Source organism: Streptomyces sp. NBC_00457 (assembly GCF_036014015.1).
In the GTDB taxonomy this organism is placed as follows: domain Bacteria; phylum Actinomycetota; class Actinomycetes; order Streptomycetales; family Streptomycetaceae; genus Streptomyces.
Window position 1 is genome coordinate 5,202,964 of record NZ_CP107905.1, and the last position, 16,021, is coordinate 5,218,984.

The 16,021-nt window shown below is 69.5% G+C and carries 13 protein-coding genes and 4 pseudogenes; 6 read left to right on the forward strand and 11 right to left on the reverse strand.

Annotation, left to right across the window (positions count from 1 at the left end; genetic code table 11):
* Positions 1 to 2 precede the first annotated feature (2 nt).
* From OG828_RS23620 to OG828_RS23635, 4 genes are all read right to left on the reverse strand, one after another.
* Complete coding sequence (locus OG828_RS23620; protein ID WP_328441208.1) at positions 3 to 785, reverse strand: ABC transporter permease; 783 nt, start codon at positions 783 to 785, stop codon at positions 3 to 5.
* On the reverse strand, positions 782 to 1,651 hold the full coding sequence (locus tag OG828_RS23625) for an ABC transporter permease (protein ID WP_328441209.1): 870 nt from the start codon (positions 1,649 to 1,651) through the stop codon (positions 782 to 784). The genes OG828_RS23620 and OG828_RS23625 overlap by 4 nt, the downstream gene beginning before the upstream one ends.
* A complete protein-coding gene (locus OG828_RS23630) occupies positions 1,648 to 2,622 on the reverse strand; it encodes an ABC transporter substrate-binding protein (protein ID WP_328441210.1) in 975 nt (324 codons plus the stop codon). The genes OG828_RS23625 and OG828_RS23630 overlap by 4 nt, the downstream gene beginning before the upstream one ends.
* Before the next feature lie 492 nt (positions 2,623 to 3,114).
* Positions 3,115 to 4,635, reverse strand: coding sequence for a carboxylesterase/lipase family protein (locus OG828_RS23635; RefSeq protein ID WP_328502244.1), 1,521 nt, complete (start codon positions 4,633 to 4,635; stop codon positions 3,115 to 3,117).
* Positions 4,636 to 4,977: 342 nt separating this feature from the next.
* On the opposite strand from OG828_RS23635, the gene OG828_RS23640 reads away from it, so the two are divergent.
* Positions 4,978 to 6,051 carry an alpha/beta hydrolase gene (locus OG828_RS23640; protein WP_328502245.1) on the forward strand — a complete coding sequence of 358 codons (1,074 nt, stop codon included), beginning with the start codon at positions 4,978 to 4,980 and terminating at the stop codon, positions 6,049 to 6,051.
* Between the two features lie 188 nt (positions 6,052 to 6,239).
* Here the strand turns inward: OG828_RS23640 and OG828_RS23645 are convergent.
* The 5 genes and pseudogenes from OG828_RS23645 to OG828_RS23665 form a co-directional block, all read right to left on the reverse strand.
* Positions 6,240 to 7,394, reverse strand: a pseudogene (locus OG828_RS23645) (tyrosine-type recombinase/integrase).
* Positions 7,394 to 7,606 (reverse strand): helix-turn-helix domain-containing protein, encoded by a 213-nt coding sequence (locus tag OG828_RS23650; RefSeq protein ID WP_328502246.1) that lies wholly within the window; start codon positions 7,604 to 7,606, stop codon positions 7,394 to 7,396. Before OG828_RS23650 ends, OG828_RS23645 begins: the two are co-directional and overlap by 1 nt.
* Before the next feature lie 141 nt (positions 7,607 to 7,747).
* A pseudogene (locus OG828_RS23655) lies at positions 7,748 to 8,009 on the reverse strand (helix-turn-helix domain-containing protein).
* A 20-nt stretch (positions 8,010 to 8,029) separates the two neighbouring features.
* The gene (locus tag OG828_RS23660; RefSeq protein ID WP_328502247.1) at positions 8,030 to 8,818 is read right to left on the reverse strand and encodes a hypothetical protein; all 789 of its coding nucleotides are present in this window, start codon (positions 8,816 to 8,818) and stop codon (positions 8,030 to 8,032) included.
* The gene (locus tag OG828_RS23665; protein ID WP_328502248.1) at positions 8,815 to 10,449 is read right to left on the reverse strand and encodes a serine/threonine-protein kinase; all 1,635 of its coding nucleotides are present in this window, start codon (positions 10,447 to 10,449) and stop codon (positions 8,815 to 8,817) included. The genes OG828_RS23660 and OG828_RS23665 overlap by 4 nt, the downstream gene beginning before the upstream one ends.
* Before the next feature lie 1,057 nt (positions 10,450 to 11,506).
* On the opposite strand from OG828_RS23665, the gene OG828_RS23670 reads away from it, so the two are divergent.
* Positions 11,507 to 11,881, forward strand: coding sequence for an MFS transporter (locus OG828_RS23670; protein WP_328504923.1), 375 nt, complete (start codon positions 11,507 to 11,509; stop codon positions 11,879 to 11,881).
* 164 nt (positions 11,882 to 12,045) lie between these two features.
* Here the strand turns inward: OG828_RS23670 and OG828_RS23675 are convergent, their stop codons facing one another.
* Positions 12,046 to 12,414, reverse strand: coding sequence for an amphi-Trp domain-containing protein (locus OG828_RS23675; protein WP_328502249.1), 369 nt, complete (start codon positions 12,412 to 12,414; stop codon positions 12,046 to 12,048).
* Positions 12,415 to 12,834: 420 nt separating this feature from the next.
* Here OG828_RS23675 and OG828_RS23680 point away from each other — a divergent pair.
* Positions 12,835 to 13,131, forward strand: a pseudogene (locus OG828_RS23680) (SHOCT domain-containing protein); the annotation flags it as partial.
* 30 nt (positions 13,132 to 13,161) lie between these two features.
* On the forward strand, positions 13,162 to 13,650 hold the full coding sequence (locus OG828_RS23685; protein ID WP_328502250.1) for a DUF7144 family membrane protein: 489 nt from the start codon (positions 13,162 to 13,164) through the stop codon (positions 13,648 to 13,650).
* A 17-nt stretch (positions 13,651 to 13,667) separates the two neighbouring features.
* On the opposite strand, the pseudogene OG828_RS23690 reads toward OG828_RS23685, so the two are convergent.
* Positions 13,668 to 15,006, reverse strand: a pseudogene (locus tag OG828_RS23690) (hypothetical protein).
* Positions 15,007 to 15,182: 176 nt separating this feature from the next.
* On the opposite strand from OG828_RS23690, the gene OG828_RS23695 reads away from it, so the two are divergent.
* Both OG828_RS23695 and OG828_RS23700 read left to right on the forward strand, forming a co-directional pair.
* A complete protein-coding gene (locus OG828_RS23695; protein WP_328504924.1) occupies positions 15,183 to 15,608 on the forward strand; it encodes a DUF6325 family protein in 426 nt (141 codons plus the stop codon).
* Positions 15,609 to 15,636: 28 nt separating this feature from the next.
* On the forward strand, positions 15,637 to 15,921 hold the full coding sequence (locus OG828_RS23700; RefSeq protein ID WP_328502251.1) for an SHOCT domain-containing protein: 285 nt from the start codon (positions 15,637 to 15,639) through the stop codon (positions 15,919 to 15,921).
* The last annotated feature ends 100 nt before the right edge of the window (positions 15,922 to 16,021 follow it).

Consider the following 16,021-nt stretch of genomic DNA (forward strand, 5'->3'; position numbering starts at 1 on the left):
TGTCAGGGGTTGCGCTGGGCCCGGCGCAGGCCGTGGTACCAGGCCAGGACCCGGTTCTCGGCGATGCGGAAGAGCAGGGAGAGGGCGAATCCGAGCAGGCCGAGCAGCAGGACACCGCTCCACATCTCGGGGATGGCGAAGGAGCGCTGGAACTGCACGATGGTGAAGCCGAGTCCGTTGCTGGCGGCGAACATCTCGCTGATGACCATGAGAATGATCGCGATGGAGAGGGCCTGGCGCATGCCGGTGACGATCTGCGGGCTGGCCGAGCGCAGCACCAGGTGCCACAGCCGGGAGGGGCCGGTGATGCCGTACGACCGGCAGGTGTCGCTCAGGACCTCGTCGACGGCTCGGACGCCCTCGACCGTGTTGAGCAGGATCGGCCACATGCAGCCGCTGACGATGACGATGACCTTCATGGTGTCGCCGATGCCCGCGAACAGCATGATGACCGGCACGAGCACCGGGGGCGGGATGGCCCTGAAGAGTTCCAGGACCGGCTCCAGGACGTCCCGCACGCCACGGTGCATACCGACCACCAGACCGAGTCCGACACCGACGGCGACGGCGAGGAGATAGCCGGCGAGCAGGCGGACCAGGCTGGGTACGACGTCCGACAGCAGTCGTTCGCCCGTCCACACCTCCCCGAACTTGCCCAGGATGGTGGACAGCGGGGGAACGTAGAAGTCGGTGCTGTCGGCGGTGGCGAACCACCACACGGTGAACAGGACGGCGGGCAGGCCCAGGACCAGCCCGGTCCGCCGGGCAAGTGTGAGGACGGTCATCGCTGTCCCTCCCTGCGCATCGATTGGTGCCAGTGCAGTGCCCGACGCTCGACCGCCCGGGCCACCAGGTTGACCGCGACCCCGAGGAGTCCGGTGACCAGGACCAGGGCGTAGACCCGCGGTACGGCGCCGGAGGTCTGCGCGACCGCGAGCTGGTTGCCCAGGCCGGGCGAGCCGATGACGAGTTCGGCGGTGATCGTCAGGACGAGTGCCACGGTCGCGGCCAGCCGCAGGCCGGTCATCACGTACGGCAGCGCGGTGGGCCACAGGACGTACCGCACCCGTCCCCACCTGCCCATCCGGTAGCTGCGGGCGGTGTCCTCGGCGACCGGGTCGACGTCCTGCATGCCCGCCAGGACCTGGACGAGCACCTGCCAGAAGGAGGCGTACACGACCAGCAGCAGCTTCGACTCCAGGTCGGTTCCGTAGAGCAGCACCGCCACCGGGATCAGCGCCACCGACGGGATGGGGCGCAGGAACTCGATGGTGGAGGCGGTCACCGCCCGCAGCACCGGCACCGATCCGATCACCACCCCGGCCACCACCCCGGCCACCACGGCGATGGCCAGGCCCAGGCCCCAACCGGTGAGGGTGTCACCGAGCGCGGTCCAGAACGCGTCTTCGCCGAGCATCTGCCACAGGGCCCGGCCCATGTCGGAGGCGGGCGGGAGGTAGTCGGCGGAGACGACACCGGTGTGCGGCAGCACCTCGAGCAACACCACCAGCCCGGCCAGGCCTGCCAGTCCGCGCAGCGGGGTGCGCGCTCTGTCCAGAGCGCGCCGGACGCGGCCGCCGCCCGGCCCGCCGGGACCTGTCGCGGTCCCGGCGGGCTTCGTCAGTACAGGAGTGCTCCCGGACGCGCTCATGAGAACAGGGCATCCAGGTCGGGCTTCTTACCGCCGAAGATGCCGTCCTGCTCGCCGAGCGAGGCCAGCTTCTCCAGGGAGGCCATGTCGTACTCGGCCGGCCAGGTCGGCAGCGTCAGGTTCTTCAGCACCTCGCCGTCGATCTTGGTGTAGGTGGTGAGCGTCTGGCGTGCCTCGTCCGGGTGCGCGGAGGCGTACTTCAGCGACTCGGTCACCGCCTCGGTGAACTTCTTCACCAGGTCGGGGTTCTCCTGGGCCAGCTTGGTGGAGGCGAAGTACGTCGCGATAGTGAGCTTCGGGTCGGTCTCGGCGAACGGCGACGCCACGACGCGGGCGCCCTGCCCCTTGGCGATGGTCAGCGCGGGCTCGCCCACCCAGGCGGCGTCCACCTGCCCGCCGTCCAGCGCGGCCGGCATCTGGTCGAACGGCATCTCGACGAACTTGACCTTCGAGGGGTCGCCGCCGTCCTTGCGCACCACCTCACGGACCGTGGTGTCCCCGATGTTCTGCAAGGTGTTGACCGCCACCGTCTTGCCGGCAAGTTCCTTGGCCGACTTGATCGGGCTGTCTTTCTTGACGGCCACCCCGCTGATGTCCTTGCCGGTGTCACCGGTGGAGGCGGTCCCGTTCACCACGGACTTGATCGGCACACCCTTGGTCTGGGCGATCATCAACGACGTGACGTTGCTGAATCCGAACTGGAACTGACCGCTCACCACGCCGGGGATGATCGCGGCGCCGCCCTGAGCGGTCTCCATTTTCAGGTCGATGCCGCGGCTGCTGAAGAAGCCCTTCTTCTGCCCCAGATACAGGGGCGCCACATCGACGATCGGGATGATCCCCACTTTGACCTGGGTGGTCTTGTCCCCGTCCGAGGAGGACGAACCACCGGCCCCGGAAGAAGATCCGCATCCGGCCGCGGCTGCGACCGTCACTACCGCTATGGCAAGCCCGAGAACGCGCCGTTGCATGGGGGCCTCCTGAACAGGAACGAGTGTGTGCGCATTGCGAACATCTGTCCGTGTGCCGAACAAATGCATGCGGAGATTATGTCCCTGCCCGAATCGCGTCAATAGGTCGCGCCCAGGCTCCTCCCGGAACCGCGCCCTGCCGCCTGGCGACGGTGGCCCAGGTCGTGAAGCCCACGCTTCGGAGGCAGACCGTCGAGGGCGGTGCCGAGGGCGTCCCCCGCGCCGTCGCCACCGGCACGGGTGACGCCGTGACCGCTGGCGGCTCCACCATCGTGGCGGCGAGAGCCACCGCGATGATCCTGCTGACCGAGTCGGCCCGCTACGCGACGTCCACCGGCTGGGAACCGGCAGCTCATCGGCCTGTGAGCGGCCGTGTGCACAACGAGTGTCGGGGCCGTGGTTGTTGCCGGTCCTCGACCGGTGTCGAAGAACCGCGGTCGGCCAGGTGGTGACCTGACCGACCGCGGGCCGGATGGTGGGGAGCGGAGAGCGCTACGCCGTCGTCAGGGGCAACGCGGCGAAGGTGTGCCGCTCCCAGAGGCGGCGGGAGGCATCCTCCGGGTAGGCGGCGACCGTCGGTTCCGAGTCAAGGACCTGGACGAGGCGCTGCTCGCTGTCGTACGCCGCCCAGCCCGGGTCGCCCGTGGCCGCGAACGCGGTCCACGCGGAGCGGAAGCGGGCGGAGAGCGCCTCGGTCTCGGGCGAGGGCACCGGTCCGGTCAGCATGCCGCCGAGCCCGCCGTACACACCGAAGGTCAGCGGTACATCCAGGCCATGGCAGGCACCGAGAGCGCCGCCGTTCGCCGGAGCGGACCAGGTGAGGTCGTACATGTGCGCCCGGCCGCCACCGGCCACCTGGGCCTCCACCAAGTGCAGCGAGGGCATGCGGAACAGCCAGTCGGACTGGACCAGTTCGAACAGGTACTCCGCCGAGGCGTCCGGGAACGCGGCGCGGTAGGCGTGCACGGCGTCCGGCGCCGGCCCGAACAGGCCCAGCGCCATCGAAGCCAGACCCTCGTCCACCCGCCCGAGCATCCCGCCCAGCATGAGGAAGAGACGGTACTCGTCCCGGTTGTGCCCGGCGATCAGCTCCACGTCGCGTGCGGCACCGCCCGCCAACGCCTCCCACGGCGTGGTGGGCAGAACGTCGCCGTCGACGACGGGCGAGAACGGGGTCGGGGTGAGGGCGACCGGACCCCAGCGGTGCACGTACTCGCGCATCCGACCACTCAGCGCGGCACCCGCCTGGGGCAGCTTGCGCGGGTCCACACCGGACAGGTCGGCCACCGTCGGGCGCAGGCCGAGCTCACCGGCCAAGGTCTCCGCGATGTCCGCGGCCAGCGCCTCCGAGAAGAAGGTACCCGGCACGCTCTGCGCGATGGCCCGCCGGAACAGGCCCCGCGCCCGGGGCATGGCCATCAGCGCGGCGATGGACCCGGCGCCGGCCGATTCACCGAAGACGGTGACCCGGTCGGGGTCGCCGCCGAAAGAGGTGATGTTCTCGCGCACCCACTCCAGAGCCGCGATCTGGTCGAGCAGAGCCCGGTTCGCGGGAGCGCCCTCGATCGAGGCGAACCCCTCGATGCCGACACGGTAGTTGAGAGTGACCACGATCAGGTCGCCGTCCCGCGCCAGGCGGCTGCCGTCGTAGGCGGGGTCGTCGGCGGAGCCGAACTTGTAGGCGCCCCCGTAGATCCACACCATCACCGGTCGGCGCGCCGCCGGGTCGGCGTCCGGCGTCCAGATGTTGACCGTAAGCCAGTCGTCACCTGCCGGAGGGGGTCCGGCGGGAGCCGCCTCGGGCCCGAACGGCTCCTGCGGGGGAGGCGGACCGAACGCGAAGGCCTCCCGTACCCCGTCCCAACGGTCCGCCGGTCGCGACGCCGCGAAGCGTGCCTCGCCCACCGGTGGCCGCGCGTACGGGATGCCGCGAAAGACTGCCAGGCCGCCCTCACGGCGGCCGCGGACCGCACCGGCCGCCGTCACGGCCTCCGGAAACTCGCTCTTGGTCATGGATGACTCCTCACGGAACGCCGTGTCGCAGCCGGTACGAGCAAGGGTGGGGATCGGGAATCGCCTCGCGCAACACCATTGACACTCGCCCACCGCGACCTGAGACTCATGCCTGCCAAAAGTGAATAACGCTTCACCAGACGAACGAACCGGGTGCTCACGCTCTCCCCCGTGTCGCTCGCCCGGCGGATCAGCCGGAGTGACACCACGGCCCCGGCACCCGTCACGGCCACTGTCGGCGCGGGCGCATCGGACAGCCGCGTCCAGTCTCCCGGTCTCGTTCGTTCCATCGCTTCATTCGGCTTCAGCTCGCACGAACCCCCTCGAAGAGGAGTCGGCACGATGCAGCTACGCACAGGGATACACCTGGGTCGGTTGCGCTCGGGGCGCATCCCTCGGGCACTGGCGGCGGCCGCCGCAGCCGTGGCTCTCATCACGGCTGCGGGGACCACAGCCCCCGCCCGAGCGGAGACCGATGTGGAAGTCACCAAGGACCTCGCCTACGCACCCGCCCAACCGCCCGGCACTCAAGGCCACTTGCTGGACCTCTATGTCCCCAGGTCCGCGCGGCCGGTCCCACTGGTGATCTTCTCCAGCGGCTCGGGCTGGCTGGCGGACAGCGGACGCCGCGGCGCCGACACGGTGGCCGCACAGCTCAACCCGCGGGGATTCGCCGTCGCGGGCGTGGCGATCCGCTCCAGCGGGCAGGCGCAGTTCCCGACGCAGCTGTACGACATCAAGGGCGCCATCCGCTGGCTGCGCGCGAACGCCAAAACGTACAACCTGGACCCGCACCGCGTCGCGATCATGGGCGACTCGTCGGGCGGCTGGACGACCGCGATGGCCGCGGTCACCGGCGACCGTCCGGAGCTGGAGGGCGACGTCGGCCCGCGCGGGCCGTCCAGCGCTGTCCAGGCGGCCGTGCCGTTCTACCCGCCGACCGACTTCCTGCAGATGGACGCGCACATGCCGGACGACTGCAGGGTGTTCAACTCGGCGTTCGGGCTGACGGACTGCCACTCCGACGCCCGCTCACCCGAGTCGCTCCTGCTCGGCTGCACCATCACGGCCTGCCCTGGCAAGGTCGCCGCGGCGAACCCGCTCACCTACATCGGCAAGCGGCACACCCCGCCGTTCCTGATCTTCCACGGCGAGCAGGACCCCTTTGTGCCGTACCACCAGAGCCGCCTGCTCTACGACGCCCTCGCGTCCGCGGGTGAGGAGGCACGTCTGATCTCCTTCCCACGAGCCGGGCACGGGCCGATGGAGGACATGCTCACCGACGACGAGACCCGCCAGGGTGCCTACCAGGAGACCACCCGCAACGGGCACAGCACGCCGGCCCGTCCCGTGACTCCGACGTGGCCGACCGTCGTCTCCTTCCTGGAACAGCGGTTGCGCACTGTGTCCCGCTGAGGCGCTGGTCCTCGCCGCCCAACGGGTCTACCGTCGTTGGGCGGCTGCGCCGACAAGGAGCGCCTCTCCATCACGGGGTGGTTGCGCCCGCGGACGGCTGAAGTCCCGATCGCCTGCGAGGCGCAGGAAGTGACCACGGAACCTGGCCGGAAATTTGTCCGGCCAGGTTCCGTATGCGCATCGTGTTGTCACGCTTCCGCGACCGACCTTCCCTCCGCCGCTGCCTCGCGCAGTTGCTGCCGCACTTCGGCGTCGATGCCCTGAGCGAGCCTGCGCTGGTGCTTCGCCGTTGAGTGCTGGTAGATCAGTTGGGCGCGCTCCGAGGACTGGCCAGCGCGGACCATGAGGTCTTTCAGCTTGGCTCCGGTGTATGCGGCGAGGGTGTTGCCGGTGAGCCGGAGGTCGTAGAAGCGGAAGTTGTCCGGCATGCCGACCGACCTTGGCCCTCGCCTTGCGCCACTTGCGGTCGAAGGTCGAGCGGCGGAAGGGGGCGCCCTTCTCGCCGATGAAGAGGAGGCCGTTCCGCTCCTTCTCGGCGAACCACTGGAGGTGGCGACGCAGCTCCGGGAGCAGGAAGTCGGGCAGGTAGACGGTGGGCTTGCCTGCCCGGGTCTTGGGGTCGCCGGTGACGCGCCTGCCGTTGGTCAGCTCCGGCGAAGCCTGCGTGACGCGCAGGGAGCATTCGTCGAGATCGACACTGTGACGGCGCAGTTCGGCCAGTTCCTCCGGGCGGAGGGAGGCGAAGGCGCCGAGGAGGACATCAAGCGCCAGCGTGGGCCCATCGCGTCAGCGAGGTCGAAGACCTGCTCGATGGTGGCGGTGGGCCGCTCGTCGGCCTCCTCCTTGCCGGCGCCCTTGATGCGGCATGGATTGCTGCGGAGGAGGTCGTCGTCGACCGCGGTCTGAAGGACGGCCTTCAGCAGGCGGTACGACTTGACGACCGTGGTGGCGCCGGTCACCTTCAGGCGCTCGGCTCGCCATGTGCGGATGGAGGGCGGGGTGATGTCGTCCAGGTCCTTGTCGCCGAACGTCGGCAGGATATGCAGGCGCAGGAGGTCGTCGTAGCGGTCGACCGTGGTCGGGGCCAGGCCGCGCTCCTCCATCCAACGCAGTGCGTACTTCTCGAAGTTCACCGCGCCGGCATCCGGGTCGCACCATGCATTGCGCTCGATGTCCGCGCGGACGAGGTTGAGCCAGTCCTGGGCCTCAGACTTGGTCTCGAACGTCTCCGGTGCCTTGTGCCGCTGGCCGTCCGGTCCGAGGTAGCGGGCCTGCCATCGGCCGGAGGCGAGCTTGCGTACCGTGCCGAACTCGCGCCGCCGCTGCGGCTTGCGTGCCGCCATCAGGCCGCCTTCCCGTAGCGGGCACGGATGCGGCGGACCGGCTCGACGGTGCGCGCCTCGACGTACTCGTTGATCGCACTCTCGGGGATGCGGACCGGGCGGCCGAGCTTCACGTAGCGGATGCGTCGCTCGGCGATCAGGCGGCGGACGAAGCGCTCGCCCGTGCCGAGCATTTCTCCGGCTTCGGCCACGGTCAGGAGGCGGTCAGCCATTCGCGGTCACCTCCTGCGCGGTGCAGGCGGTGCGTTGGGAGCGGGGAAGAGCAGAGGGTATTGCGGGTCGACGCAACGGCGTTGGGTCCTTTACTCGGCGGTGGTTCGGCGTGGCAGGCCGTTCGGCGGGCCTCGCCTGAGCTACGCGTCGCGGATCCCCTGGAGGAGGGCCAGCGGCGAGACCCGGAGGGCTGGCCTGGGCGAGGGCGACGAGGTCGTCGATGTCGCAGCGGCGTTGGGCGCGTTCGATGCGGGACAGCATCGTGTTGGTCATCGGACGGCCCAGGACGGTGACGCGGGCGGCGAGCTCACGCTGGGCGAGGCCGCGTTCGGTGCGGAGGATTTCGATGGTGCGAGCGGTCCGTATTCCGGCCGGTCCGATGTCCAGGGATCGTGCTGCCATGGCTGACCGGCCGACGGCCGTCAGGGGCATGCGTACGTCAGGTGGGTGGTGACCGTGCGGTGGGTGGGGGAGAGGATCCGTAGTTCGGCCTGTGCCGTGTAGTGGCCCTTGCCCTGGAAGGTCCACAGCAGGTGCAGACGTGCTTGTCTCTGGCCCCGGACCACCACTTCGCGCAGGACGCCCGAGGCGGTGCCGTCACTTCGGATCCAGCGGTAGGAGAGCGTGCCCGGCCGGCCGTTCGTGGCGACGAGGGCGACTATGTCCGCTGTGTCGTCGCATCCCAGAACCGTCGGCCGGGCCGTGACCGCCGCCGTACGCACCGCGACGGAAGGCCCGAGGCGCTGCCAGGCGAGGAAGGCGATGACGGCGATCAGTACGAGCGCGGGCAGAGTGTGTCTTCGCAGACGTCGGCGCGGGGGCACGCGAGGCGGCGGCACCGCGGGCAGCGTCCTATGGGTGCGGTGCGCGACGGCGGCTGTCACCCCCGGGCCGAAACGAAGCACGGTGCCTTCGGAACGGTCGGGCAGCGTCGGCGGCGGCGGCAGGATCTCCGTGGAGGGCTGCCCGACGCGGGTGGTGTCCGGCTCGGGCCTCTGGATCCAGTGGCTGGCCAGCACCGTGGCGCTGTACTCGGCGTCGGCGGAGCCGGGTTCGTCGCTCGGCGCGCGGTCGTCGGTGGGGCCGAGGTGGAGGGTGGAGGTGTGGTCGTCGGCCGGGTCGAGCATCCGGGTTTCGTCGGCGGGGCCGAGCACCTGGGTGGGTTCCCAGGCCTCGGCAGACGCGGGAGTGCGGTCGTTGTGAGCGCTCATCGGATGACACACCGCCTGGTCTGAAGCTGCTGCGAGGCCCCACCGTCGGCGGAGGCAGGAGTGGTCGTGGCCTGCACCGCCCAGTAGCAGCCGGTGCCCTGGAAGGTGTGGTCGACGGTGAGCGTGTACTGGGTGGCACCGCTGCGCTCGAACGTCTGGGACGCACCGTCCGGGGTGCCGAGCTGCCCCCCGGTGTCGCTCGTGAACCACGAGACGGTGATGGAGAGCGGCCCGGTGCCGTCCGTGGTGATGTCGATCGTTGCCGTGCCGGTTGTCGGACCCGTCTGCTGGAAGCCCGACACCGCGACGTCCTTGACGGCGGGAGCAGTCGGCGAGGTGGGGGAAGCGGTCGTCGGCATCGCCTCGGTGGTCGCCCCGCCGGGCGTACTCGTCTCCGGGGCCGGAGCCGTGATGGCGGACGCGGAGGGCTCGTCGGTGCCGGCAGTCGCCGGGTCCGAGGGCGACAGGCTGGGTGACACGGTGGACGTCGGGGCCGACGGGGACGAGTTCGCCGACGCGGTCGGACCGGTGGGCCCTCCCGGCTCCACGCCGGGCTGGGCACTGGTGGTGGCCAGGGCCTGCGCCGCCTCTTGCGGATCCGCTCCCGGGGTGTGCTGGATGCCGTAGGACAGGACGACGGCCAGAAGCACGGCCGCACCGGCCACCAGCGTCCCCGGCCGGCCGGGACGCCACGACTGCGCCCAGCCGCGGCCCGGGCTCAGGACCGTGCGTGCCGTGTCCGTCGTGGTACGCGGGGCGTTGCGGGCCGAGGGCAGCAGCAGCGGCAGCAGGGCCACCAGCGCGGCGAGCCGGCCGCGGCCGCGTTCCTCCCAGTCGGGCCCGTAGGCGGCGCCGGCCACCGCCTCGAGTTCCGTGACGAACTCCTCGGCGTGTCTGGGCCGTTCCCGCGGGTCCTTGGCCAGACCGCGCCGGACCAGCTCCCGCACCGCCTCGGGGGCCTCCTCTGCGGGGACGGGCGCGTCGACATGCTGCAGCGCGAGTTCGGCGAGATTGTCACCCGCGTACGGCTTGTGGCCCGTCAGGCACTCGAAGAAGGTGGCCGTGGCCGCGTACACGTCGGCGGCAGGAGAGGCGGGCGCGCCGGTCCACTGCTCCGGGGCCATGTAGGAGGGGGTTCCCGCCACGCCGACGCTGGTGCCGGCGTCCACCGCGATCCCGAAGTCGACGAGCTTGGACGATCCGTCCGGCACGACCAGGACGTTCGCCGGCTTGTAGTCGCGGTGGACGACGCCGACGCGGTGTGCATCGGCCAGGCCGAGCAACGACCCCTTGAGGACCACGAGTGCGGCCTCGGGATCGACCGGGCCCTCCCTGGTCAGCAGGGTCCGCAACGAGACACCGTCCACCAGCTCCATCACGATGGCGGCGCCGTCCGGGCACTCGACGTACTCGTACAACCCGGTGACGTACGGGCTCTCCAGGCCGCCGAGCAGCCGCGCCTCCGCCCTGAAGTCGCGTACGAAGCCCGGCCGGGTGCGCAGTGATTCGCTGAGGTACTTCACCGCGACCGGAACGCCGGTGTCCTCGTGCACGGCCAGGACGACTCGCCCGCTTGCCCCCGATCCGAGCTCCAGTGACTCGGTGTATCCGGGCACTGCCCATGTGTTCATTCCAGCCCCCAAGGCTGCGCGTGCTGCCGGAAACTCACCCGCCCCGGAGCTTCGGCCACGCGCCCAAAGACACATTTCCAGCCACTGCGGTTGCGGTGCGGCATCCGGTATCCCCGATCCGGACACCGGCAGCCGGGATATCGGAGGGGAGCACCACTGGATAGTGCCTCAGAACCTGTACAGATCGGCCCGGAACGCCGGTACCAGTCCGGCGCCCGGTCCGCGTCCCACGCGGGTGCGCGACCGACTCAGCCCGTTTCTCCCCCTTTCGCCGCCGCTGCGGTGTGGATCAGGGGTGGCTGAAAAAGATCAGATGAATCAAACGGGAGGATCTACCAGTGACCGGAATTCCGACCCCTCCGGAAGGGGACGGCACCAGGGTTGTCGACCTCGTGGTGGCGGCCACAGCCGGAGCGCAAGAACGGACTGCTGCACCGCGACCGGGACTTCGGGTGCATCGCCGCGACCGGCAGGCCTGGCGCTCCAGGGGTGGCGGCCCCGAGGCCGACGAGTGAGCCCGGGCCCGAACGCCGACTGCTCTGAGGCCGCTGCACCATTCGGTCCGTAAGCAGGAGACAGGCTTTTCCGAGAGCCCTGTGCACGTACGAAGGCGCTCCCCGGCCAACGTCCGAACGAGCCCGGCCAAGCGCGGTGGCGTTCGTCCACGCGCTCTGCGCGCCGGTCCTCGCGCTCGTGCCCACAGCGTGCCCGTAAGAGCGGACAACCGCGGTCAACAGCGGTACGACCAGACCCGCGCAACCGCTTCGGCACGCCGCATCGGCACAGATCACCTGGCATGGAGGCGCGCAAGCGCCATCGCTTCCCAAGCTGAGAGCGCGAGTTCGATTCTCGTCACCCGCTCCATGATGAAACCCCAGGTCAGTGGCCTGGGCTTGTTCGCAAAAATAGCGACCAAGTCCCTTATGCAAAGGGCGGATTGTGGGCTGGACCGTGGCTTCCGACCACCGTGAACTGCGAAAGGCGGAACGAGAACAGCGGACGATCAGTGCCGTGATCGCGCTCCAGTTGGTCGGACCGGAAGGGCACCAATTGCGCGATCGGCGGAGTCGGCGTTCTGCTGGCCCTGGCAAGCGGCTCGCCGAGTGCCTGGGCCTTCGCGCCCGGACTGCTGCTGATCGGCCTGGGCCTCGGCCTGAGTCTGACCCCATCGGTCAACGTGGTGCAGTCGAGCTTCCCTGACGAGCAGCAGGGCGAGATCTCCGGGCTGTCACGCAGCGTCTCCAACCTTGGTTCCTCACTCGGCACCGCGGTCGCCGGCACCATCCTCGTCGCCGGCCTCACCGCCCATGCCTACGGAGCCGCGATGATCACTCTGGCGGTCCTCGGGCTCGTCGGCCTCGCCACCGCGGTGTTCCTCCCCCGGGGCCTGGTTTCGAACACCACTCCTTCTCTGTCGCACGAACCCAAGTGAATTGTCTCCACACGACGCTGGTGCGGTTCCTGCGGGTCAGCCCTTGCTGGGGGGCTGACCCACCCCCAGTACTTTTTTCGGACAGGCGCCGAGGCCCGACAGGGAGCGATTCAGTTCTGGCACCCAGTCGATCGAGCAACGTCAGCAGCGGTCCCTCGCACCGCTCAGGACTTTTTGGTGACGGACCGCTTCGCGCCTCTGCTTCTGGTGGTGTTCGTACCGCTGCGCTCCGACTTTGCGGGAGTGCTCTTGCGCGTGGTGGCCTCCTCCGTGCCTGTGGCCGTCCGCGACGGCGCTGTCCGGGTCGGTGCGGTCGGCCACTTGAACTCGATCTCCAACTCGATCTCCCCACCACCGATCTCGATCTCCAGCTCGCTGCGAAGGTCGTCGGGGATCCACAGGCTCAGCGTTCCGGGGCTGAGTTCCAGTTCGGCATCCCCACCTTCCCTCAGCGCGGCTGCCAGTGCCGTGAGCTGGTCAGCCGCCTCAAGGCGCGACAGGGAGCGCTTCTGCTCGAACTTGAGGTCCTTCATGGGTGTCTCCGATCCGGATACGGCCTCGCACAACCGCGCGTTCACCTTCGGGCCTCGGGCTACCTCCAATCTCGTCCTGTCGGGTTCGCTGCGCATGTCGGCGTGCCCGACGGGCGATTCTCGGTTAGCAGTTCGCACACCATCTGCGCAGTTCAGGCTGGTGTCGTCACGCCCGCAGGCAATTAACCGATCATGACAGCTGGGTCCCCGGGCTTCATGCCCGCCGCCCTGGCGCGGCGAACCATGGGCACGCCATGCGCGAGGCCCTGACGGGTTCTACCGTTGAGAGGAGGCGGCCCCGGATGTGCGGACCTCGGTTCCTTCCGCCTCACACCCCTCGGGCTCGAAACTCACCAGGAGGGCACACGACATGTCCACTGCGTCCAAACCCCTGTCCTGGACACACTCGCCGCCATGACGGTCTTCCGTGACGACGACATGAACGGCTGGGCAAAGGCCGGCTGGCTGGCGTTCACCATCCCGCTGCCGTTCCTGGGCGTCTTCGTCTACGTGATCGCATGCGGCAAGAACATGGGCCGCCGGGAAATATCCCAGGCGTGAGCACAGCAGGAAGGCGACGAGCTCGCCAAGCTGTCCGACATCCGTGCCTCCGGCGACATCACGGACGAGAAGTTCCGCAGGGCCAAGGAACTGGTCCTGACCGGCCACGGCCCGGCGGAGCCCGCCGACTCCACCACCCGCACCCCCGGTCGCTGAGCACACGAACACCACGAATCGAGGTACGAGATGACCGCGACACACACCGAGCCGGCACACGCGGCGAAGCAGGAATGGGCAAGCGGCCTGACGGCCTTCGCCGCCGTGATGCTCGCCCTCGCCGGAATGCTCGACATCTTCCGGGGCATCATGGCCATCGCCGAGGACGACATCTTCGTCACGACGCCCAACTACGTGTTCGAGTTCGACCTGGCCGGCTGGGGCTGGATCCACCTCGCTCTGGGGGTGGTCGCCGTGATCGTCAGCGCCGGCCTGCTCAGGACCGCGATGTGGGCGCGCGTCGCCGGCGTGGCCATCGCCGGACTCGTCATCATCGCCAACTTCCTCTCCCTGCCGTACTACCCGGTGTGGTCGGTCGTGATGATCGCGATCTCGGGCTTCATCATCTGGGCCCTGTGCGTGGTCCAGCGCGACAACCTCTTCGACATGTCCGAGGAACGTCCACTGTCCGAGGAGCGCCAGCCGCGCAGGGTGTCGCCTCCGCACGGGCCCGCATGAGCACACAGCGGTCTCAGTCAGGGAGCGGCGGCGGTGCGGGGCTCAGTGGCGGCCGGGGCTGAGCCGGTGTCCAGGAATTCACGGATGGCGAAGCCCACCAGCACGATGACCGTGGTCCACACCACGACCATCGTGGTCGGATAGCTCAGGTGAACAGGACGATCGCGGCGACCACCAGGATCGCGGCCCCGATCCAGCGCTTGAAGCGGTGTACGAACCGCCCGACCACCCCGATTCGAAGCCCTCCGGAAACCGCCACGTCGCGCAGGGCGCCGATGCCCCTGCGGCAGCCGTTGCGGACGAGGACGGCGATCCCGGACGGGCCGCTGAGGAAAGCGCCGATGGCGGTGACGAGGGCGACGGCACCGAGCGCCCGTACACCGGCGCGCAGGAACCTGATCAGCGCGTCGTACACCGCTCCGGCGGCGGCCGTGGACGCGCCGGAGGGCAGATGGTCGAGGTAGCCGTCACGGAAGACGGTGAGTATAATCCCGAGGAACAGCATGGCCACGAACACCGCCAACGCCGCCCCGATCAGGGCGTGCCGGCGGTTGAACGCGGTGTACACCCCCGCCGCGGCCACCAGCAGGGCGATGACAGGCAGCCAACTGCCCATGATCTCCAGGACCCTCATATAGGTCTTGATCTTGCCGATGTCCTTCGACTGGACCACCACGAAGTCCGTGTGGACATCCGGAATCTTCGCGGCAACTCCGAGGCCGGCGCCGACCAACCGCTCCTTGACCTGGGCCACGATCGGTGCCACGTCGATGGCCACCTGGTCGTTCTTCAGCGAGACCGCGCCGTCGGCCTCGCCCGTCAGGGCCTTGTCGACGGCCGAGTGCACCTTGCGGTTGGCCTCCACCCAGACCGTCTCGAAGGCACTGCTGCTGACCACCCGCTCCACGGTGCCGCTGACCAGCTGCTTCAGACCGCTCGTGATCGGCCCGTCCAGATTGCCGACCAGCTGGGCCGCCCTCGGCGGCACACCCTTCTCCGACACGGCGTCCTGCAACTGCTTGACCAACGCGTCCACGTCGATCTGTGCCAGCACGACGTTGGTGACCCGGTTGGTGACCGCCTTCTGCACATCCGGATCGGACGCCAGCGGCCCCACCGTGGCGACGTAGCGGTCCGTGTCCCGCACAATGCTGTTCGCCCAGACCGCGATGACGGACAGCAGTGACAGCAAGGCCGCGAAGAGGATCAGCAGGACGGAGCCCGGGACCGGAAGGGGTGATGCCGTGCCGCCCGCTGCGGGCGCGCGCCACTCTCCAGCGCACCTACGCGGTGCCGCAGTTCATCCAGTTCGCTGCGCTCCCGGTTCGAGAGCGGCTCGTCGCCTGAGTGCGCCATGGACACCAGAAGATCCGTGCGATGCCGAACGCGCGACCCGTGTGCGCCCGACGAGTGAACCGCGCACGACGTGCGGCCGACCCGGTGCGGTGATGCAATGGCAGGGGGGAGCAGGCACGAGCCCAGAAGGTGACGCCGTGAGCGACACATTCGATGAAGTCGACACATCCGGCGGGATGACGGGACCGATCGACTATCTGGTCGTCGAGTTCCCCGGCAACCGAATGACCGGCGAGGGCCTCCCCCTCCTGGTCGATCTGGTGGACCGCGGCCTCATCCGGATCCTCGACCTGACGTTCATCCGGAAGGACGCCGACGGATCCGTGACCGGCCTGGAGATCGGCGATCTGACCGGCAACGGCGAACTCGACCTGGCCGTCTTCGAGGGAGCGTCCTCCGGCCTGCTGGGCCAGGACGACCTCGGGGAGGCAGCCAACGCCCTGGAACCCGGCAACTCCGCCGGCGTCCTGATCTACGAGAACCTGTGGGCCGCGCCGTTCGCCGCCGCCCTGCGACGCGGCGGTGCCGAGTTGGTCGCCTCCGGGAGAATCCCGGTGCCCGCGGTTCTGGCCGCGCTCGACGCGGTGGAAACCGCGCCCTGAAGAGCAGGGGGCGAGAAGGGAGATCACCATGCCGGGACTCCTCCGAGGGGTTGCCCGTACGGCCGTCGTCGCCGGAACGGCGACCGCCGTGTCGAACCGAGTATCCCGCCGACAGCAGGGGCGATGGGCGGCCCAGCAGGGACACCAGGAGCCCGCACCGCAGCCGACGCCTCCTGCCGAGCCGTCCGCTCCGGCGGCCTCCGACATGACCAGCAAGATCGAACAGCTGAAGCAGCTGGGCGAGCTCAAGACCCAGGGCTTCCTCACGGAAGCGGAGTTCGAGGACCAGAAGCGCAAGCTCCTCGGTTCCTGACCCGCGCCGGCCTGCGCCGCACCTGTCGCCGTAGTGGTGCTCTACTCGGTGGCCGGTTGCTGTGGGTTGCGCTCGGCTCGCCCGCGCTGTGGGTGCTGGT